The sequence below is a fragment of the Labrys monachus genome, assembly GCF_030814655.1.
In the GTDB taxonomy this organism is placed as follows: Bacteria; Pseudomonadota; Alphaproteobacteria; order Rhizobiales; family Labraceae; genus Labrys; species Labrys monacha.
Genome location: NZ_JAUSVK010000001.1, coordinates 3,282,848 through 3,301,537 on the forward strand (window position 1 = coordinate 3,282,848; position 18,690 = coordinate 3,301,537).

An 18,690-nucleotide genomic window follows, 5' to 3' on the forward strand; every position below is an offset into this window, starting at 1 on the left:
TGCTCCTCAAGCCTGATCGAGCGCCTGGAGGAAATCCTCGACGAGGTCGTCGGCATCCTCGATTCCGGCGGAGAAGCGCAGCATGCCCTGGCGAATGCCCATGCCGAGGCGCTGGTCCTCGTCGAAGCGCTGATGCGTCGTGGTCGAGGGATGGGTCACCAGGCTCTTGGCGTCGCCGAGATTGTTGGAGATCCGGGTCACCCTGAGCGCGTTCGCGACCCGGAACGCACCCTGCTTGCCGCCGGCCACCTCGAAGGTCACCAGCGTGCCGCCGGCCTTCATCTGGCGGCGGGCGAGCGCCGCCTGCGGATGGTCGTCCCGGAAGGGGTAGATCACGCGCTCGACCGCCTTGTGCGCCGCCAGGACATCGGCGACCCGCGCGGCATTGGCGACCTGCTTTTCCACCCGCAGCGGCAGGGTCTCGATGCCCTTCAGCATCACCCAAGCGTTGAACGGGGAGATGGAAGGCCCGGTCTGGCGCAGATAGGTCTGGATGTGGTCGGCGATGAACTTCTCGGAGGCGAGGATCACGCCGGCCAGGCACCTGCCCTGCCCGTCTATATGCTTGGTGGCGGAATAGACGACGCAGGTGGCGCCCAGTTCCAGCGGGCTCTGCAGCATCGGCGTGGCGAAGACGTTGTCGACGACGAGGGAGGCACCGGCATCCCTGGCAATGGCAGCGATCGCCGCGATATCGAGGATTTCGAGGGTCGGATTGGTCGGGCTCTCGAGAAAGAAGACCTTGGTCTCCGGCCGCACGGCCGCACGCCACTGGTCGAGATCCGTGCCGTCGACCAGCGTCGAAGCGACGCCGAAGCGCGGCAGCAGCTCTTCGATCACATAGCGACAGGACCCGAAGAGAGCCTTCGCCGCAACGATGTGATCCCCGGCCTTGACCTGCCCGACCAGCGCCGCGGTGACGGCGGCCATGCCGGAGGCGGTGGCTCGGGCGGCCTCGGCACCCTCCAGCTCGGCCATGCGCCGCTCGAACATGGCGACGGTGGGATTGGAGAAGCGGCTGTAGATGAAGCCCGCTTCGTCGCCCTTGAACCGGGCCTCGGCCGCCTCGGCCGTGTCGTAGACGAAGCCCTGCGTGAGGAACAGCGCCTCGGACGTCTCCCCGAACTGCGAGCGGGATGTGCCCGCATGGACCAGGCGCGTTGCAGGGCGCCAGTTGCGGGGGGATGCGGACTTCGATGAGGGATCGTTCATTTGCGGCATTCCTGTAGCCGCAGTCGAGCGCGAACGCTCTTCCCCACGGCCCCTTTAGCAAGTTGTTTTACGTGGCTGCAAGCCGGCCGGCCCAAATTCACCACGACGAAGCCTGTGATTAGCCCCAAGCATCCATGGCGTCAACGGAAGGTTTCGTCTAGAGCGTTGTGAGTCAAGGTTCGCAGGACCGGGCAGGACGATGCACCGCGTGTCGCCGTTCCCTCGACGGGAAGGGCCGATACGAGGCGTCGCGGCGGGAGGACTTTCCGGGAAAGCCCGCGGGGAGCCTCGATGCCGTTCGGGCGGCGCCTCTTCGTCCGCACGGCCCTGCATGCCGCCCGGGGCGGCCGTCGCAACGTGGATTTCGCCGGAGGCCGGTCACCGGGAAACGGTGAAGATCCGGAACCAACATCATCGCGCTCCCGCAGGGCGGAACGGACATATGATTTCTCGACAGGCAGCTTCCATGCACTCTTCCGGCATCCTGCCCTACCAGGCGATTTCCGCGCTCGTCGAGAAGGGGGCGATCCGCATGGACCGTCCGCTCGCCGACGACCAGATCCAGCCCGCGAGCCTCGACCTGCGGCTGGGCACCAAGGCCTATCGCATGCGCGCGAGCTTCCTGCCGGGCCCGCGCAACACCGTCGCCGAGCGCATCGCCGACCTCGCCTTGCATGAGATCGACCTGACCGAGGGGGCCGTCCTGGAGACGGGCTGCGTCTATATCGCGCCGCTCATCGAGAGCATCGCCATGCCGGACGGCCTGCTGGCGTCGACCAATCCGAAGAGCTCGACCGGGCGCCTGGACGTCTTCACCCGGGTGATCACCGACCATGCCCGCGCCTTCGACCAGGTCGAGGCGGGCTATGACGGCCCGCTCTATGCCGAGATCGGCCCGCGCACCTTCCCCGTGCTGGTGCGCACCGGCTCGCGCCTGTCGCAGATCCGCTTCCGCCGCGGCGACGCGCATATCGCCGACGCCGAGTTGCGCGAATTGCAGCGCCGCATGCACCTCGTGTCGACGCCCGACCCGGACATCGCCGGCGGAGTCGCCGTGTCCGTCGATCTCTCGGGCATCGAGGACGGCATCGTCGGCTATCGCGCCAAGCGCCATACCGCCGTGGTCGACATCGACAGGCGCGCCGCCTTCGACCTGCTCGATTTCTGGGAGCCCATCCGCCATCGCGGCAAGAACGAGATGATCCTCGATCCCGACGAATTCTATATCCTCGCATCGAAGGAAGCCGTGCATGTTCCGCCGGACTTCGCCGCCGAGATGGTGCCCTTCGACCCGCTGGTCGGCGAATTCCGCGTCCATTATGCCGGCTTCTTCGACCCCGGCTTCGGCTATTCGCCGGACGGGCTGGAGGCGGCGCGGGCGGTGCTGGAGGTGCGTTCGCGCGAAGTGCCCTTCATCATCGAGGACGGCCAGATCGTCGGGCGGCTGATCTATGAGCGGATGCAGGAGCGCCCCTCCGTCCTCTACGGCGCCGGCCTCAGCTCGAATTATCAGGGCCAGGCGCTGAAGCTCTCCAAGCATTTCAGGACGTGAGCCCAAGGGTCGGCGGACAGGACTCGCCGGACCTTCCCGTTCCCTGAGCGGGCCGTGCCGATCGGCGGCCGGCGCGCCATCCTTTCTAGAGCGGCTTCACCATGCGGACGCTTTCAGCGGCGAAGCCGCTCTTCTCGTAAAAGTGGAGCGCGCGGCCGTTGCTCGAGAACACGTCGAGCGAGAGCGACCGGTAGCCGTTCTCCCGCGCCCATTCCTCAGCGGACCGCAGCAAGGCCTGCGCCACCCCCCGGCCCTCGGCCGCGTCCACGACGGCGAGCAGGGCGACATAGCCATTGGCCTCGCCGGTGATGCCGTCATGGCCCGGCAAAGCGTGCAGGAAGCCGAGCTTCGCGCCCTCGCCGTCGACCGCGATGACCGTCAGAGCCTCGGGAGGCGGATCCCGGAGATTGGCGGCCGAATATTCGTCCTGGAACGCGCCGATCTCCGCGGCCGTATGGCCAGCCGTCCGGATCCCCGCGGCCAGACGGGCGCCGAGGCCCAGCATGAAGCCGAGATCCTCCGCCCCCTCCACCCTGCGGACAGCGATGCCCATTGTGCCCATTGTCTGCACGGCCTCAGCGATAGGCTGCGGCGATCCCGAGAAAATCCGTCGCCTTGAGCGAGGCGCCGCCCACCAACGCGCCGTCGACATTGTCGACCGCCATCAGTTCGGCCGCATTGGACGGCTTGACGGAACCGCCATAGAGAATGCGCAACTCATGGCCTTCGCCCTCAAGGGCCTCGACCAGGCGCGAGCGGATGAAGTCGTGCACCACCTTGACGTCGTCGACCGTCGGCGTCAGGCCCGTGCCGATCGCCCATACCGGCTCATAGGCGATCACGGTGTTGGCGCCGGTGGCACCGGCCGGCAGAGAGCCGGCAAGCTGGGTGCCGACGACATCGATCGTCCTGCCGGCCTCGCGTTCGGCCTGCGTCTCGCCGATGCAGATGATGGCGACCAGCCCGGCGCGGCGCGCCGCTTCCGCCTTGGACCGCACGAGCGCATCCGACTCCCCGTAGCAGACCCGCCGCTCGGAATGGCCGACGATGACGTAGCTCGCGCCGGCGTCCTTCACCATCTCCGCCGAGACGTCCCCGGTATGGGCGCCCGAGGATTTGGGATGACAGTCCTGCGCGCCGATCTTGATGTGCTGGCCGGCCGCCGCGGCCGCAAAGCGGGAGATGAGCGTGAAAGGCGGGCAGATCAGGACCTCGGCGCGACCGACCTCGCGGGCCGCGACACCGGTGGCGATGGCGTCGAACTCGTTCACCCCCAGCACGAGGCCGTTCATCTTCCAGTTTCCCGCAACCAGCGGGCGGGGCCGAATTGCCGTCATCGCGATCATCCTCTTGTTGTTTTCGCGTGATTAGCAACCTCGTCCGGCATCGGCAAGGATCAATGCCGTCGCGCTGCCCACCGCGATCGCCCCGAGCCCCCGATCCGCCCCGGCAGGAAACTCGTAGACTCGCCATTGCGGCGCTTCATCCCCATCCCTATGATGCGCCCCTTTTCGCCCCGGGGCCATCCGCGCCGGCCGGGCTCCACGGAACAGAACGAACCGCCTATGCTGAGCTCACTTCGCACGACAATGTCCAAAGGCCCCGCCAAGGTCGTCACCGGCGTGGTCATGGCCCTCCTGATCGGCAGTTTCGCCCTCTGGGGGATCGAGGACGTTTTCCGCGGCGGCGGTTCGTCCAACGTCGCTTCCGTCGGCAACACCGAGATCTCGTCGGAAGCCTATATGGAAGCCTATCGCCAGCGCACCGCCGCGATCACGCGGCAGACCGGCAAGGGCATCACCCCAGAGATCGCGCGCGCCTTCGGGCTCGACAAGCAGGTGCTGAACGCTCTCCTCGCCGATGCGACGCTCGACAACCGGACGGTGAAATACGGTCTCGGGCTCGACCAGCAGAAGACCGTGCAGGCCGTCGTCAACGATCCCAACTTCCAGGTCAGCCGGACGCCGGGACAACCGCCGGTGTTCGATCCCGTCGCCTTCCGGCAATTGCTGCAGGAGAACGGCCTGAGCGAGCAGGGATTCTTCAACCGCCAGCGCCAGGTCTATGTGCGCGGACAGCTCGACCAGGCCTTCGCCGAAGGCGGCCCCGTGCCCGTGGCGCTGCAGCAGGCCGTCGCGCGCTACAGCCAGGAGAAGCGCAACATCTCCTATTTCGTTCTGCCGCAGAGCTCGGTGGGCGATGTCGGCCAGCCCGACCAAAAGGCCCTGCAGAGCTATTACGACGAGAACAAGGGATCGTTCCGGACGCCGGAATTGCGGGGGCTGACCTATCTCCTCGTCACGCCGGCGGACCTGGCGAAGCAGGCGAATGTCACCGACGCCGACCTCAAGGCGGCCTATGACAGCCGGATTGCAAGCTACAGCAAGCCGGAAACCCGGGCGATCGAGCAGATCAGCTTCCCGACGCCGGCCGAGGCGAAAGCCGCATCGGACCGCATCGGCTCCGGCCAGACCACCTTCGATGCGCTGGTGACCGAACGCAAGCTCAAGCCCGAGGACGTCGACCTGGGAACCCTCGCGAAGACCCAGATCAGCGATCCGAAGATCGCCGATGCCGCCTTTTCGCTGAAGGAAGGCGCCACCTCCGCGCCGATCCAGGGCGCGCTGACCAATGTCATCCTCAAGGTGACCAAGGTCGAGCCGGCGAACGTTGCGGCGTTCGATTCGGTCAAGGAAGAGATCCGGCAGGCCCTGGTCGCCGAACGCTCCGGCGAGGTGCTGCGCAAGCTCCGTGATGAAATCGACGACGAGCGCATGGGGGGCACGTCGCTCAAGGATATCGGCGCCAAGCTCAAATTGCCGGTCGCTTCCGCAGCGGGGATCGACAGGCAGGGGCGCGACCAGGCCGGCAAGCCGGTCGACGTGCCGCTGCAGGCGCAGGTGCTGCCGGCGCTCTTCAGCACCGAACAGGGCTCCGACCCCGAGGCGATCGACGGCCGCGAAGGCGGCCTGATGTGGTTCTCCCTCGACAATGTCGTCCCCTCGCGCGACCGCAGCCTGGACGAGGCCAAGAGCGACGTGATCGCCGCCTGGGCCGCCGACCAGCGCGTGCAGCGGCTCAAGGACAAGGCCGACGACCTCGTCAAGCAGATGAACGGCGGCAAGGCGCTGGAGGACGTCGCCAAGGGCCTGAACCTGCAGGTGATGCCGGCATGGAACCTCGTGCGCAACGGGGAAAACCAGCCGGTGCCCCCGGCCACCGTCTCGGTGGTCTTCGCCACGCCGCTCAAGGGCTTTGCGAGTTCGCTCGCAGCCAACGGGACCGACCGCATCGTGCTGCATGTCGAGGACAACGTCATCCCCGATGTCGACCTCAAGGCGCCGGAGACCGTCGCGCAGGCCAAGCATATTTCGCAGGGCGTCGGCGAGGACCTGATGAGCGAGTATGTCAGGAAGGTGCAGGCCGACCTCGGCACGACCATCAACCAGACCGCTGTCGACCGCGTCGTCGGTGGTGGAAGCGGGCTCTGAGTTCCATGCAGATTGAACCGTCCTTCGACGCCTTTGCGGCAGCCTATGCCGAAGGCAAGGCCCAGATCGTCTCCATCGTGCTGGTCGGCGATCTCGAGACGCCGGTCTCCGCCTTCATGAAGCTGGCCGGCAACCGCCCCAACGCCTTCCTCCTCGAATCGGTGGAAGGGGGGGCCACGCGCGGTCGCTATTCGATGATCGGCCTGGAGCCCGACCTGATCTGGCGCTGCCAGGACGGAGCGGCCTCGATCAATCGCAAACCGGCGGGCGGCGCCTTCGAGCCGCTGCCGGGCCATCCCCTGCAGACCCTGCGCGACCTGATCGCCGAGAGCCGGATCGAACTGCCCGAAGGCGCTCCGCCGATGGCCTCGGGCCTGTTCGGCTATCTCGGCTACGACATGGTCCGGCTCGTCGAGCATCTGCCCGCCGACAAGCCCGACCCGATCGGCGTGCCCGACGCGATCCTCCTCCGCCCCACGGTGATGGTGGTATTCGACGCGGTGCGGGATGCCATCACGGCGGTGACGCCGGTGCGTCCGCAGGAGGGGGTCACCGCCCGGCAGGCCTATCTGCGCGCGGAGGAGCGGCTGATGGCGATCGTCGACGGGCTCGACCGCCCGACGCCGAAACTCGCCGAGACGATCGACCTCGATGCCCTTCACGCGGCGCAGGTCTCCAACACCAGCGAGGCCGACTATCTGGCGATGGTGGGGCGCGCCAAGGAATATATCCGGGCCGGGGACGTCTTCCAGGTGGTGCTGTCGCAGCGTTTCAGCGCGCCGTTCCAGTTGCCGCCCTTCTCGCTCTACCGGGCGCTGCGGCGGATCAACCCGGCGCCGTTCCTGGTCTATCTGCAATTTGCGGATTTCTCGGTGGTGTGTTCGAGCCCCGAGATCCTCGTGAGGCTTCGCGACGGCAAGGTCACGGTCCGCCCGATCGCAGGGACCCGCCCCCGCGGCAGGACCAAGGCCGAGGACGAATCTTTCGCCGCCTCCCTGCTCGCCGACCCCAAGGAATTGGCCGAGCACCTCATGCTGCTCGACCTCGGGCGCAACGATGTCGGCCATGTCTCGGCCATCGGCACCGTCAGCGTGACGGACCGCTTCTTCATCGAGCGCTACAGCCACGTCATGCATATCGTCTCCAACGTCGAGGGCGATATCAGGCCGGGCCAGGATGCGCTCGATGCGCTGGCCGCCGGCTTTCCGGCGGGCACCGTCTCGGGAGCGCCGAAAGTGCGGGCGATGCAGATCATCGACGAGCTGGAGAAGGACAAGCGCGGGCTCTATGCCGGTGCCATCGGCTATTTCGGTGCCGACGGGCAGATGGACACCTGCATCGTGCTGCGCACCGCCCTGGTCAAGGACGGCATGATGCATGTGCAGGCCGGCGCCGGCATCGTCTATGACAGCGTGCCGGCGAGCGAGCAGGCCGAATGCATCAACAAGGCCAGGGCGCTGTTCCGCGCGGCGGAGGAAGCGGTGCGCTTCGCCGGCCAGCCGGGACGCGGCCAGTGACGGGACGGCTGGCCGGATCGAAGACGGCCGGCCTCCTCACCCTCGTCGCCACCTATGTGCTGGTGGTCCTCGACATCCACCTCACCGGCGCGGACTATGCGCAGACGCTGACGCCGGCTCTCCTCGCCGCGCTGCTGGTGCCGGGCATCGGCGCCGCCTATGGCGTGTTCTTCTTCCACTGGATGTTCGAAAGCGGCCGCGCCGCGCCCTACCCGGACTATGGCGTCTTCATCTGGCTCGTCTCGGCCGTGGTCTCGCTGTTCTATTCGGCGATCCTCTTCGGCCTCGTCTACGCGATCACCGACAGCGTGGTGGACGTGCTGGCATCCTCGCTCGGACCGGAGCAGTCGCAGAACCGCCTGGTGCTGACGGCCCTGCATGTCCTCCTGCCGTTCTGGACCGGCCAGAAGGCGCTGGTCGAATTCTTCGAACCCATCACGGGCCTCAATATCGCGCTGTGGTTTCCCCTGTGCATGCTCTGCTGCTGGGCAGGCAAGCGCACGGGCCTGCGGGCGGCGGCCGCCCGGCCGGCGGCCGGCTGACGGGCGACGCCTCGTCCCGCGCCGGCGCTGTCCGACAAGGCCCGCGGCGCCCGACGACCGCTTGAATCGGGCGGCGGGGTGCCTGTCGGCGCGGCCGATGCATCATCCTGCTTGACCGGCAGGATCGGAACCCATACCCCTCTTCCCTTCCAAGGAGGCTCGAGCCGTGACGACCGACCGTTCCATGACCGTGACGCTGATCGACAATTATGACAGCTTCACCTGGAACCTCTGGCATTACTTCGGCCAGCTCGGATGCGAGGTCACGGTGCATCGCAACGACGTCGTGACGGCCGACGCCGTGATGGCGGAGGAGCCGGACGCCATCGTGCTGTCGCCGGGCCCCTGCACGCCGACGGAAGCAGGCATCTGCTGCGAGCTGATCGAAAAGGCGGCGGACAGGATTCCGCTGTTCGGCGTGTGCCTCGGCCATCAGGCGATCGGGCAGGTCTTCGGCGGCGACGTCGTGCGCCTCGCCGTGCCGATGCACGGCAAGCTCTCCTCGATCGACCATCAGGGACGCGGCGTGTTCCGCGGACTCAACGGGCCGTTCATGGGCACGCGATACCATTCGCTCGTCGTCGAGCCGAAGAGCCTGCCGACCGATCTCGAGGTCACTGCGCAGACCGATGACGGCGTCATCATGGGCCTGCAGCATCGGACGGCGCCGGTCTACGGTGTGCAGTTCCACCCTGAATCGATCATGTCCGATCACGGCCACCACATCCTGCGCAATTTCCTCGACCTTGCGGCCGACTGGAACCGCGGGCATCGGGGGCGCTCCTGATGGAAGGTTTCAAGCCCTTCGTCGGCAAGGCGGCCGCCGGTCCGCTCAGCCGGGCCGAGGCCGCCGAGGCCTTCGATCTCCTGCTCTCCGGCCAGGCGACGCCGTCGCAGATCGGCGGCTTCCTGATGGCCTTGCGCGTGCGCGGCGAGACGCCCGACGAGATCGCCGGCGCGGTCAGCGCCATGCGCGCCAAGATGCTGCCGGTCACCACCACGAGCGATGCCATCGACATCGTCGGCACCGGCGGCGACGCATCCGGGTCCTACAACGTCTCGACGGCCGCGGCCCTCATTGTCGGCGGAACCGGCGTCAAGGTCGCCAAGCACGGCAACCGGGCGCTGTCTTCGAAATCCGGCGCCGCCGACGTCCTGACGGCGCTCGGGGTCAATATCGAACTGTCGCCGGAAGCCATCGCCCGCTGCGTGGCCGAGGCAGGAGTCGGCTTCATGTTCGCGCCGTCCCATCACGGCGCGATGCGCCATGTCGGCCCCACACGGGTCGAACTGGGTACGCGCACCATCTTCAACCTGCTCGGCCCGCTGTCGAACCCCGCGGGGGTGCGGCGGCAATTGCTGGGCGTCTATGCGCGCGGCTGGCTCCGGCCCATGGTCGAGGTCCTGAAGACGCTCGGCTCGACGCGCGTGATCGCGGTGCACGGCAGCGACGGCCTCGACGAGATCACCACCACCGGCCCGACGGAGATCGTCTCGCTGGAGGATGGCGTCATCAGCCACGGGGTGATCACCCCCGAAGAGGTCGGGCTGCGCGTCGCAAGGCCCGAGGACCTCAAGGGCGGCGACAGCGGACACAATGCGGTGGCGCTGCGAGCCGTCGTCGAAGGCGAGAAGACCCCCTATCGCGACATCGCCATCCTCAATGCCGGTGCTGCGCTGCTGGTGGCGGGCAAGGCCGGCTCGCTGGCGGACGGCGTCGCGCTCGCAACCCAATCGGTCGACAGAGGATGGGCCCTCGCCACGCTCAACCGGCTGATCGCCGTCTCCAACGCCACCGGTAGATCCTGAAGCCATGTCAAATCCGTCCATTCTCCAAAAGATCGAAGCCTATAAGCGTCGCGAGATCGAGGCTGCCAAGGTCCGGCATCCGCTGCCGGAGATGATCAGACTGGCCGAACAGGCCAGTCCCCCCAGGGGATTCCGGCGGGCGCTGGAGGCCAGGCTCGCAGCGGGGCGGACCGGTCTCATCGCCGAGATCAAGAAAGCCAGCCCCTCGAAGGGACTGATTCGCGCCGATTTCGATCCGCCGGCGCTGGCCAGGGCCTATGAAGCGGGCGGCGCCGCCTGCCTCTCCGTCCTGACGGATACGCCTTCCTTCCAGGGTCGGCCGGAATTCCTGACCGCGGCGCGCGAAGCGGTGTCCCTGCCGGCCCTCCGCAAGGATTTCCTCTACGATCCCTACCAGGTCGTCGAGGCACGCGCCTGGGGCGCCGACTGCATCCTGATCATTATGGCCTCCGTCACCGATGCGGAGGCGCAGGCCCTCGTCGCGGCGGCGCGCGACTGGTCGCTCGACGTGCTCTGCGAGATCCACGATCACGACGAACTGACCCGCGCGCTGGTCCTCGACGTGAACATGATCGGCATCAACAACCGCAATCTCAACGACTTCGTCACCCGGCTCGAGACCACGGAGGAACTGGCGCCGCTGGTGCCGCAGGATCGCCTCATCGTCGGGGAGAGCGGCATCTTCGGCCCGGCCGATATCCGCCGGCTGCAAAAGGCCGGCGTCGATGCCTTCCTCGTCGGCGAAAGCCTGATGCGCCAGGCCGACGTGACCGCCGCGACCCGGGCGCTGCTCTCTCCGGATCCCGCCGCATGAGCGCGCCCGGACTGACCCATCTCGGCGCCTCCGGCGAAGCCAACATGGTCGATGTCTCCGAGAAGAAGGCGACCATGCGGACCGCCGTCGCCGAAGGCCGGGTCGTCATGCGGGCGGAGACCCTGCGGCTGGTGCTCGCGGGCGACGCCAAGAAGGGGGATGTCCGGGCGACCGCGCGCATCGCCGGCATCATGGCCGCCAAGAAGACGCATGAGCTCATTCCCCTGTGCCATCCCCTGATGCTCAGCAAGGTCGCCGTGGAGATCGAGCCCGATGAAGACCTGCCGGGCCTTCGCGTCCGCGCCCTGGCGAAGGTGACGGGCCAGACAGGTGTCGAGATGGAAGCGCTGACCGCCGTTTCGGTCGCCTGCCTGACGGTCTACGACATGGTCAAGGCCGCCGATCGCGGCATGCGCATCGAGGCCATCCGCCTGGTCGAGAAGTCCGGCGGCAAATCCGGCGATTGGCACGCGGAGCAAGAGTGATGGCCCTGTTACCCGTCGCGGATGCCCTTGCGCAGATCCTGTCCGGGGTCACGGTCTTGACCGAGGAACAGGTGCCGCTCGGCACCGCCCGGGGACGGGTCCTGGCCGCCTCCCTCCCGGCTCTGCGAACGCAGCCCGGCTTCGACGCCTCCGCCATGGACGGCTATGCGGTCCGGGCGCAGGATGCGGTGGCAGGCGCCTGCCTGACGCTGATCGGCGAATCCGCCGCCGGCCACGGCTTTGACGGCCGTCTCGGCCCGGGAGAGGCGATCCGCATCTTCACCGGCGCGCCCGTTCCCGACGGCGCGGACGCCGTGGTGATCCAGGAAAACACCCGCCGAGAGGGCGATCGCGTCACCATCGAGATGGGCGCCGTCGCCGGCCGGAACATCCGCCGGCGCGGCCTCGACTTCATTGAAGGGGCGGCCTCCCTCGCCGCCGGCTCCCTCCTCGGGCCGCGCGACATGGCGCTCGCGGCGGCGATGAACTACCCGGCCGTGCCGGTGCGCCGCCGGCCCAAGGTCGCCATCCTCGCCACCGGCGACGAACTGGTCCTCCCCGGCGAGGCCGTCGGCCGGGACCAGATCGTCACCTCGAATTCCTTCGCGCTGGCGGCCTTGGTGGAAGCCGAAGGCGGCGAGGTGCTCGATCTCGGCATCGCGCCGGACGATTTTCCCGCGCTGGAAGCGGCGATACGCCGGGCGCGCGACGAAAGGGTGGATGTCCTGATCACGATCGGCGGCGCATCGGTCGGCGACCACGACCTGATCCAGACCGCCCTCACCCGCGAAGGCATGACCCTCGGCTTCTGGAAGATCGCCATGCGGCCGGGCAAGCCCCTGCTGCACGGAAGGCTGCAGGGCATGCATATTCTCGGCCTGCCCGGCAATCCCGTCTCGGCGGTCGTCTGCGGCATCCTCTTCCTGGCGCCGCTGCTGCGCGCCCTGCTCGGCCGCATCGACGCCGCCGTGCCGCGCCGCAGGGCCGTCTTTGCCACCGCCTGGCCGGCCAACGACCTGCGCGAAGACTATTTGCGCGCCCGCTTCGTGGCCGACGGGGAATCCGGCCCGCCGAGGGTGGTGCCGTCCACGCCCCAGGATTCGTCGCTGGTCGGCGTCCTCCAGCAGGCCGATTGTCTCGTCATCCGCCCGCCTCACGCTCCCGCGGCGAAGGCGGGGGATGCGTGCGAGATCATCGACCTGCGCGCGGCCGGATATTGAGCTTTCTTCACGCGAAGTTCATCCTTGCGGAACACAGTATGAACATGTAGCACTGTTCATGATTTGTTTGCCGATTTGATCGTGATTCGCGCCTTCCAGGACGGGATTCCCCCAGATGCTCACCAAGAAACAACATGAGTTGCTTCGGTTCATTCATGAACGGCTGAAAGAGCAGGGCGTCCCCCCCTCCTTCGACGAGATGAAGGAGGCGCTCGACCTGCGGTCCAAGTCCGGGATCCACCGCCTGATCATGGCGCTTGAGGAGCGCGGCTTCATCCGCCGGCTCCCGAACCGTGCCCGTGCGCTCGAAGTGGTGCGGATGCCGGAATCCTCGATCCCGGGCCTGTCGCTCGCCTCCTCGCAGCGCGGCTTCCGGCCGAACGTGATCGAAGGCAATCTCGGCAAGGTGAGGCCCGTCCGCCCGGATGGCGACGACGATGCCGCTCGGCCGGTCCTGGTGCCCGTCATGGGCCGTATCGCGGCGGGTACGCCGGTTTCGGCGATCCAGACCAAGAGCCACACCATCAGCGTGTCGCCGGAAATGCTCACCTCGGGCGAGCATTTCGCCCTGGAGGTTCGCGGCGACTCGATGATCGAGGCGGGTATATTCGACAATGACACCGTGCTGATCCGCCGGCAGGATCACGCCGACACCGGCGACATCGTGGTGGCGCTGATCGACGACGAGGAAGCGACGCTGAAGCGCCTTCGGCGCCGTGGCGCCTCCATCGCGCTGGAAGCGGCAAACCCGGCCTATGAGACCCGTATTTTCGGACCGGACCGGGTCCGTATCCAGGGCAAGCTGGTCGGGCTTTTCCGGCGCTACTGATGGCGGCGGAAGCCGCTGCTGGAGCCCGTGTTTGCGGGTAGCGCTTCGACCGACCGCTATCCCGTGATCCCCGTCATGTCCGCAGACGATCCCTCTTCCATGGCAATTTCCGGGCGTGCTCTCACGCGCCGGGAAGTCGAGGAATTATCCCGCCGGCGAGCGGCGGTGCGGTTCGTCGATTGCGATTTCGGAGGTGTCGATCTCTCCGAACTCGACCTGGCCGGCTGTGTGTTCGACCAGTGCCTCGTCCGACAGACGAAGCTGAACGCCGCGAAGCTCGAGGCATCCCGATGGACGGGCTGTCGCGGGGCCTTCGCCGGTTTCGGCGGCGCCTCGCTCACGGATGCCGCCTTTCGCTCCTGCGATCTCAACAATGCGAGCTTTCACGGCGCCTTGATGTCGTCCGCGAGATTCAGCAGCTGCAAGCTGACGGGCTGCGACCTGTCGGAGGTGCGCACGCTCGGCACCATTTTCGAGGAGACGCTGCTCGTCGCTGCCAAGCTGCCTTCCTTCTCGTTCCGGAAAATGGTGCTCGACCGCGTCGACTTCAGCCAGGCCGACCTGCACAAGGCCGATTTCCGCCACGCCGTCTTCAAGGGCTGCAGCCTGCACGAAGCCGACACGGCCGATGCCCGTTTCGAAGGGGCCGATTTACGCGGCGCCGCACTCGGCGGCCTTCAGCTCCTCGACACCGCCCGCTTTCGCGGCGCGACGATCTCGCGCGGGCAGGCGGACGCGCTGCTTGCGGCATTCGGCCTGAAGATCGGCTGAGGCCGGCGGCGCAGGGCGCCCGACAGACGAGACGCAAATGCCATGCGCCGCGCAGAAAGCGTCGATCGGGCAGGAAGAGGAGGCGCCAGAGCGACCTCAGTCGACGGCAACCATCACATCCGACGCCTTGATCACGGCATAGGCCGCCTTGCCCGGCACGAGCTGCAATTCATCCACCGCCTCGTTGGTGATGGAGGCCGTGATGATCGCGCCGTTGACCTCGATCTGCACATGGGCCGTCGTCTGCCCCTTGGTTACGGATTTGATCGTCCCTTTGATCTGATTGCGCGCGCTGAGTTTCATCACGGGTTCCTTCCTGATCGAGCTGCGGCAGCTGGGTGGAGGGAGGGACCGCAGCATTTCCTCGTAGCAGCTTGTCCTCCGCTCGGCCACGCCGGGTTCAGTCCTCCGGCTGCGGCGGCGGTGTCTCCTCCGATACCGCTGTATCGCCGGCTTCGGGAGCGGCGGGCGGGACGGCGGCCGCCGGTCGCCTGGCGGGCCGATAGGCCGGCGCCCAGGGCCGTGACGAAGCCGGTTCGCGCGCCATCACCACGCGCCATTGCGGGACCCTCGTGCCGGGTGCCGGCGGGTCCTCGTAGAGCGCGATCGAGCCGGCCTGGTAGACCGCGTCCCGGCCGAGGACGACACCGTCGCCGGCGCAATGCGGCGGTATCGGCAGCGGGCCGGCCAGCACGGTCACGTTGCCGCAATCCTCCTCCACCGCGTTGTCGGTGTGATCGAGCATGAAGATGCCGCCGCCCTGCAGCGGCGCCGAGCATCCTTCCTTGTCGCAGAGGCGGCGTTCCGCAAGGCTGGCATCGTCCGGCTGGCGGCGATCGCCGATGGCGAGCAGCCATTCCTTCATGGCGAATTTGTCGGATCGGTTCGCCAGGGCGGTCAGCACGTCGCCGTCCCGGACCAGGGCCGCATGACCGTTGGCGCCGAACAGGGCCACCGGCCGCTGCGCGGCGGCGGCGAGGCACAGTCCGCACCCCAACGGCAGGACGGCGACCAGCGCGAGGCGGCTTCGCAGAATGGCGAGCAGCACCAGTGCCGCGGCAAAGCAGGCCAGCGCCGCTGCGGAGAATTGTGGCAGCACCAGGTCGGAGCCGGGCCATGTCGCGACGAAGCGTGCAATGTCCATGAACCAGCCGACCGTCACGCCCATCGCCCACCAGACCGGCGCGCCATAGCCGAAAGGTTCCGCGACGAGGGCCACGAGCGCCAGCGGCATCATCATGAACGACACGATCGGCGTCGCCACCAGGTTGGAAGCCAGGGACTGCAGGGTGAGGCGATGGAAATGGAAGGCGGAGAAAGGAGCGGTGGCGAGCGAGGCGACCGTCGTCGTCAGCATCATCGCCAGCACGATCGTGACGACGGCCCCCAGCGCCCTCTCCCACGCCGTGACAGGCTTCGCCTTGCGCCTCCTGCCCCACCATTCATGGCCGGCGACCAGCATGGCGACCGCGGCGAAGGACATCTGGAAGCTGGGACCGAGCACCTGCTCCGGCGTCGTCAACAGGATGAAACTGGCGGAGAGCGCCACGTTTCGCCGGGTGATCGCGCTGCGGCCGAAGGCCGTGGCCACCAGCACGATCGCCGTCATGATGAAGGAGCGCACCGTCGCCACTTCCGCCCCCGAGAACAGCGTGTAGGCCGCGGCCGGCAGAAGGGATGCGACCGCCGCCAGTTCCTTGGCCCCGCGATAGAGCACGATGCGCTGCGACAAGGCGAGGATCGCACGGATCAGCCAGAACAGTCCGCCGGCGAACAGCGCCATATGCAGGCCGGAAATCGAGACGACGTGATAGAGGCCGGAGGCGCGCAGCGCATCATTGGCCGAATCGGGAATCTGGCCGCGCTTGCCGGTCACCTGGGAAGCCGCAATCGCGCCGTCCTCGCCGGGGATGGCATCGACGATCCGCGCGGTGAGCGCATTGCGCTGCCTGTCGATGCGGATGCCGAGGTCTTCGAGAAAGCCGGGCTCGATCGGCCTGGCCGCTCGCGTCACCTTGCCCGCGACGAAACCGACGGCGCCGATGCCGTCGAAGAAGGCGTCCCGGGCGAAATCATAGCCGCCGGGCACGGCGGGTGACGGCGGCGGGCGCAGCAGCGCCTTCACCGTCACGGTGTCGCCGGCCGCGAGGTCGCCGGCGCTGCGGACGGTCAGGCGCACCTTGGACGGCACGGCGTCGCCGGCCAGGCCGTCGATGCGGCCCGGGCGCAGGACGATCCTGGCGCCGCCGCCGAGCTTTGCGTCGACCGACAGCACGAGGCCCGTGACGTCTGCCGCGAGGGGGCGGACCAGCTGCGGCGCAGCCACGCTGATCGTGCGGAGCCGCGCGGCACAGAACCCCACGCCGATCGCGGCCACGCAGACGAGCACGACGTGGAGACCCCACCGGCCCCGCATCGCGACGGCGGCTGCGGCGGCGAGGGAAGTGGCCAGGAGCGGGCCGGCGAGACCGGGCTCTTCCGGCGCCGCGAAATAGGCGATGACGCCGATGCCGAGGAAGACCGGGACGACCAGCGCGAGATCGAAGCCCGCGACCTCCTCGGACAAGGCACCGGCCAGCCATGCCCGCAGACGGGCGGCCATCCACCGGCCGGCACCCGCGCCGGGCCAGACGAGAACGGCCTGCCCCGGCGCGCGGCCCGGCACGCCTGCAAAAATGCGGCTGCGCTCATTCTCCGGCAAAGGCGCCCCCGCCCGCTCTACCGCCCGATGAAACCCTATGCTAAACGCCCAAGCTTATTTGGGTGAGTGCCGCTCGCCAAGAACTTCATTGGGATTTGTCACAACCGATGTCTTTGCCCGTCATCACCCGCTTCGCCCCCTCGCCGACCGGCTTTCTCCACATCGGCGGCGGTCGCACGGCCTTGTTCAATTGGCTCTATGCCAAGGCGAAAGGCGGCAAGATGCTTCTGCGCATCGAGGATACCGATCGCGAGCGCTCCACGGACAAGGCCATCGCCGCCATCATGGACGGGCTGTCCTGGCTCGGCCTCGATTGGGACGGGGATCCGATCTTCCAGTTCGCGCGCGCCGCGCGCCACCGCGAGGTCGCCGAATGGATGCTCACCCGGGGCAAGGCCTATCATTGCTACGCCACGCCCCAGGAACTGGAGGAGATGCGCGAACTCGCCCGCAAGGAAGGCCGTCCGCCGCGCTATGACGGCCGATGGCGCGATCGCGATCCGGCGACCGCCCCCAAGGATGTCAGGCCGGTCATCCGCCTGCGGGCCCAGACCGAGGGCGAGACGGTCATCGAGGACGACGTGCAGGGCACGGTGCGCTGGGCCAACAAGGATCTCGACGATCTCGTACTGCTGCGTTCGGACGGCACGCCGACCTATATGCTCGCCGTCGTCGTCGACGATCACGACATGGGCGTGACCCATATCATCCGGGGCGACGACCACCTGACCAACGCCGCGCGGCAGAAGCAGATCTACGAGGCGATGGGCTGGGACGTGCCCCATATGGCCCATATCCCGCTCATCCACGGCCCGGACGGGGCCAAGCTCTCCAAGCGGCACGGCGCGCTGGGCGTGGATGCCTACCGCGCCATGGGCTATCTGCCGGCGGCGATGCGCAACTATCTCGTCCGCCTCTCCTGGAGCCATGGCGACCAGGAGATCTTCTCCACCGAGGAGATGATCGCTAATTTCGACACCGGCGCCATCGGCAAGTCGGCCGCGCGATTCGACTTCAAGAAACTCGAGAACATCAACGGCTTCTATATCCGCTCCTCGACGGACGAGGATCTGATGGCGGCCATCGACCAGCTCCTGCCGCATATTCCCGAAGGCCCGGCCCTCGCGGCGCGGCTCGACGCCGGCATGCGCTCGAAGCTGATCGCCGCCATGCCTGGATTGAAGGAGAGGGCCAAGACATTGCTCGAACTGCTCGACGGCGCCAATTTCCTGTTCGCATCGCGCCCCCTGCCGCTCGACGACAAGGCCAAGGCGATATTGACCGCCGAAGCCCGCACGACGATCGCCAGCCTCCTGCCGCGCCTGGAGGAACTGCCTGAATGGAGTGCCTCCTCGACCGAGGCGATCGTGCGCGCCGCCGCGGAGGAGACCGGCGTCAAGCTCGGAAATCTCGCCCAGCCGCTCCGAGCCGCCCTGACCGGTCGCACGACCTCCCCGCCGGTCTTCGACGTGCTGGCCGTGCTCGGCCGGCAGGAGAGCCTCGCGCGGCTGAGGGATCAGGCCGACTGACCGGAGGGCGGCGGCGCCCTTTGGAAGCGCAGGCCGAACCCCACCATCATACCGGTCAACAGGGCCGCGGCCCGCGACGGCTGCGGGTTTCCCGTCGATGGCCGAGCCGCGGCGGCTTCAATTTATCGTGTAGAGTCGCAGCGGTGAGGAAACAACCGAACCGGCGTTTCCCTTCTTTGTCATTCTTGCGGCATTGCAGCAAATGGTCTACCCAACAT

General features: G+C 67.7%; 17 protein-coding genes and 1 riboswitch. Of the genes, 12 read left to right on the forward strand and 5 right to left on the reverse strand.

Annotated features, from left to right (window positions below; genetic code table 11):
* Window positions 1-6: 6 nt before the first annotated feature.
* Window positions 7-1,212, reverse strand: a complete 1,206-nt coding sequence (locus tag J3R73_RS14880) for an O-succinylhomoserine sulfhydrylase (protein ID WP_307428171.1) — start codon at window positions 1,210-1,212, stop codon at window positions 7-9.
* 33 nt (window positions 1,213-1,245) lie between these two features.
* A riboswitch (SAM riboswitch) is annotated at window positions 1,246-1,326 on the reverse strand.
* A gap of 352 nt (window positions 1,327-1,678) precedes the next feature.
* Between J3R73_RS14880 and J3R73_RS14885 the strand changes: the two genes are divergently transcribed.
* Window positions 1,679-2,764 (forward strand): 2'-deoxycytidine 5'-triphosphate deaminase, encoded by a 1,086-nt coding sequence (locus J3R73_RS14885; RefSeq protein ID WP_370879922.1) that lies wholly within the window; start codon window positions 1,679-1,681, stop codon window positions 2,762-2,764.
* Between the two features lie 85 nt (window positions 2,765-2,849).
* On the opposite strand, the gene J3R73_RS14890 is transcribed toward J3R73_RS14885, so the two are convergent.
* Window positions 2,850-3,317 carry a GNAT family N-acetyltransferase gene (locus J3R73_RS14890; RefSeq protein ID WP_307428177.1) on the reverse strand — a complete coding sequence of 156 codons (468 nt, stop codon included), beginning with the start codon at window positions 3,315-3,317 and terminating at the stop codon, window positions 2,850-2,852.
* Between the two features lie 22 nt (window positions 3,318-3,339).
* Entirely contained in the window at window positions 3,340-4,101 is a 762-nt protein-coding gene (gene tpiA, locus J3R73_RS14895) for a triose-phosphate isomerase (RefSeq protein WP_307428179.1), read from the reverse strand.
* Window positions 4,102-4,329: 228 nt separating this feature from the next.
* Here tpiA and J3R73_RS14900 point away from each other — a divergent pair, with 228 nt between their 5' ends.
* From J3R73_RS14900 to J3R73_RS14945, 10 genes are all read left to right on the forward strand, one after another.
* Window positions 4,330-6,255, forward strand: coding sequence for a peptidyl-prolyl cis-trans isomerase (locus tag J3R73_RS14900; RefSeq protein WP_307428181.1), 1,926 nt, complete (start codon window positions 4,330-4,332; stop codon window positions 6,253-6,255).
* Between the two features lie 5 nt (window positions 6,256-6,260).
* The gene (trpE, locus tag J3R73_RS14905) at window positions 6,261-7,772 is read left to right on the forward strand and encodes an anthranilate synthase component I (RefSeq protein WP_307428183.1); all 1,512 of its coding nucleotides are present in this window, start codon (window positions 6,261-6,263) and stop codon (window positions 7,770-7,772) included.
* The gene (locus tag J3R73_RS14910) at window positions 7,769-8,314 is read left to right on the forward strand and encodes a hypothetical protein (RefSeq protein ID WP_307428184.1); all 546 of its coding nucleotides are present in this window, start codon (window positions 7,769-7,771) and stop codon (window positions 8,312-8,314) included. The genes trpE and J3R73_RS14910 overlap by 4 nt, the downstream gene beginning before the upstream one ends.
* 184 nt (window positions 8,315-8,498) lie before the next feature.
* Complete coding sequence (locus J3R73_RS14915) at window positions 8,499-9,101, forward strand: anthranilate synthase component II (protein ID WP_307437350.1); 603 nt, start codon at window positions 8,499-8,501, stop codon at window positions 9,099-9,101.
* Window positions 9,101-10,123 carry an anthranilate phosphoribosyltransferase gene (trpD, locus tag J3R73_RS14920; protein WP_307428186.1) on the forward strand — a complete coding sequence of 341 codons (1,023 nt, stop codon included), beginning with the start codon at window positions 9,101-9,103 and terminating at the stop codon, window positions 10,121-10,123. Before J3R73_RS14915 ends, trpD begins: the two co-directional genes overlap by 1 nt.
* Window positions 10,124-10,127: 4 nt before the next feature.
* Window positions 10,128-10,937 carry an indole-3-glycerol phosphate synthase TrpC gene (trpC, locus tag J3R73_RS14925; protein WP_307428188.1) on the forward strand — a complete coding sequence of 270 codons (810 nt, stop codon included), beginning with the start codon at window positions 10,128-10,130 and terminating at the stop codon, window positions 10,935-10,937.
* Window positions 10,934-11,422 (forward strand): cyclic pyranopterin monophosphate synthase MoaC, encoded by a 489-nt coding sequence (gene moaC / locus J3R73_RS14930; protein WP_307428190.1) that lies wholly within the window; start codon window positions 10,934-10,936, stop codon window positions 11,420-11,422. The genes trpC and moaC overlap by 4 nt, the downstream gene beginning before the upstream one ends.
* Entirely contained in the window at window positions 11,422-12,642 is a 1,221-nt protein-coding gene (locus tag J3R73_RS14935) for a molybdopterin molybdotransferase MoeA (protein WP_307428192.1), read from the forward strand. The genes moaC and J3R73_RS14935 overlap by 1 nt, the downstream gene beginning before the upstream one ends.
* A gap of 115 nt (window positions 12,643-12,757) precedes the next feature.
* On the forward strand, window positions 12,758-13,471 hold the full coding sequence (gene lexA / locus J3R73_RS14940; RefSeq protein ID WP_307428194.1) for a transcriptional repressor LexA: 714 nt from the start codon (window positions 12,758-12,760) through the stop codon (window positions 13,469-13,471).
* Window positions 13,472-13,636: 165 nt separating this feature from the next.
* Window positions 13,637-14,242 (forward strand): pentapeptide repeat-containing protein, encoded by a 606-nt coding sequence (locus J3R73_RS14945; protein ID WP_307428197.1) that lies wholly within the window; start codon window positions 13,637-13,639, stop codon window positions 14,240-14,242.
* A gap of 96 nt (window positions 14,243-14,338) precedes the next feature.
* On the opposite strand, the gene J3R73_RS14950 is transcribed toward J3R73_RS14945, so the two are convergent.
* Entirely contained in the window at window positions 14,339-14,545 is a 207-nt protein-coding gene (locus J3R73_RS14950; protein WP_307437353.1) for a TOBE domain-containing protein, read from the reverse strand.
* A 97-nt stretch (window positions 14,546-14,642) separates the two neighbouring features.
* Window positions 14,643-16,943: a ComEC/Rec2 family competence protein gene (locus J3R73_RS14955; RefSeq protein WP_307428199.1), complete on the reverse strand. Its 2,301-nt coding sequence runs from the start codon at window positions 16,941-16,943 to the stop codon at window positions 14,643-14,645.
* Window positions 16,944-17,050: 107 nt separating this feature from the next.
* Here J3R73_RS14955 and gltX point away from each other — a divergent pair, with 107 nt between their 5' ends.
* Window positions 17,051-18,472, forward strand: a complete 1,422-nt coding sequence (gene gltX, locus J3R73_RS14960; RefSeq protein WP_307428201.1) for a glutamate--tRNA ligase — start codon at window positions 17,051-17,053, stop codon at window positions 18,470-18,472.
* Window positions 18,473-18,690: the final 218 nt, after the last annotated feature.

What these genes read in the sequence shown, in the direction of transcription:
- J3R73_RS14950 (WP_307437353.1), bottom strand. Translation starts at nt 14,545, where the DNA reads ATGAAACTCAGCGCGCGCAATCAGATCAAAGGGACGATCAAATCCGTA.
- J3R73_RS14900 (WP_307428181.1), top strand. Translation starts at nt 4,330, where the DNA reads ATGCTGAGCTCACTTCGCACGACAATGTCCAAAGGCCCCGCCAAGGTC.
- moaC (WP_307428190.1), top strand. Translation starts at nt 10,934, where the DNA reads ATGAGCGCGCCCGGACTGACCCATCTCGGCGCCTCCGGCGAAGCCAAC.
- trpC (WP_307428188.1), top strand. Translation starts at nt 10,128, where the DNA reads ATGTCAAATCCGTCCATTCTCCAAAAGATCGAAGCCTATAAGCGTCGC.
- gltX (WP_307428201.1), top strand. Translation starts at nt 17,051, where the DNA reads ATGTCTTTGCCCGTCATCACCCGCTTCGCCCCCTCGCCGACCGGCTTT.
- trpE (WP_307428183.1), top strand. Translation starts at nt 6,261, where the DNA reads ATGCAGATTGAACCGTCCTTCGACGCCTTTGCGGCAGCCTATGCCGAA.
- J3R73_RS14935 (WP_307428192.1), top strand. Translation starts at nt 11,422, where the DNA reads ATGGCCCTGTTACCCGTCGCGGATGCCCTTGCGCAGATCCTGTCCGGG.
- J3R73_RS14915 (WP_307437350.1), top strand. Translation starts at nt 8,499, where the DNA reads ATGACCGTGACGCTGATCGACAATTATGACAGCTTCACCTGGAACCTC.
- J3R73_RS14890 (WP_307428177.1), bottom strand. Translation starts at nt 3,317, where the DNA reads ATGGGCATCGCTGTCCGCAGGGTGGAGGGGGCGGAGGATCTCGGCTTC.
- J3R73_RS14885 (WP_370879922.1), top strand. Translation starts at nt 1,679, where the DNA reads ATGCACTCTTCCGGCATCCTGCCCTACCAGGCGATTTCCGCGCTCGTC.
- J3R73_RS14880 (WP_307428171.1), bottom strand. Translation starts at nt 1,212, where the DNA reads ATGAACGATCCCTCATCGAAGTCCGCATCCCCCCGCAACTGGCGCCCT.
- lexA (WP_307428194.1), top strand. Translation starts at nt 12,758, where the DNA reads ATGCTCACCAAGAAACAACATGAGTTGCTTCGGTTCATTCATGAACGG.
- tpiA (WP_307428179.1), bottom strand. Translation starts at nt 4,101, where the DNA reads ATGACGGCAATTCGGCCCCGCCCGCTGGTTGCGGGAAACTGGAAGATG.
- trpD (WP_307428186.1), top strand. Translation starts at nt 9,101, where the DNA reads ATGGAAGGTTTCAAGCCCTTCGTCGGCAAGGCGGCCGCCGGTCCGCTC.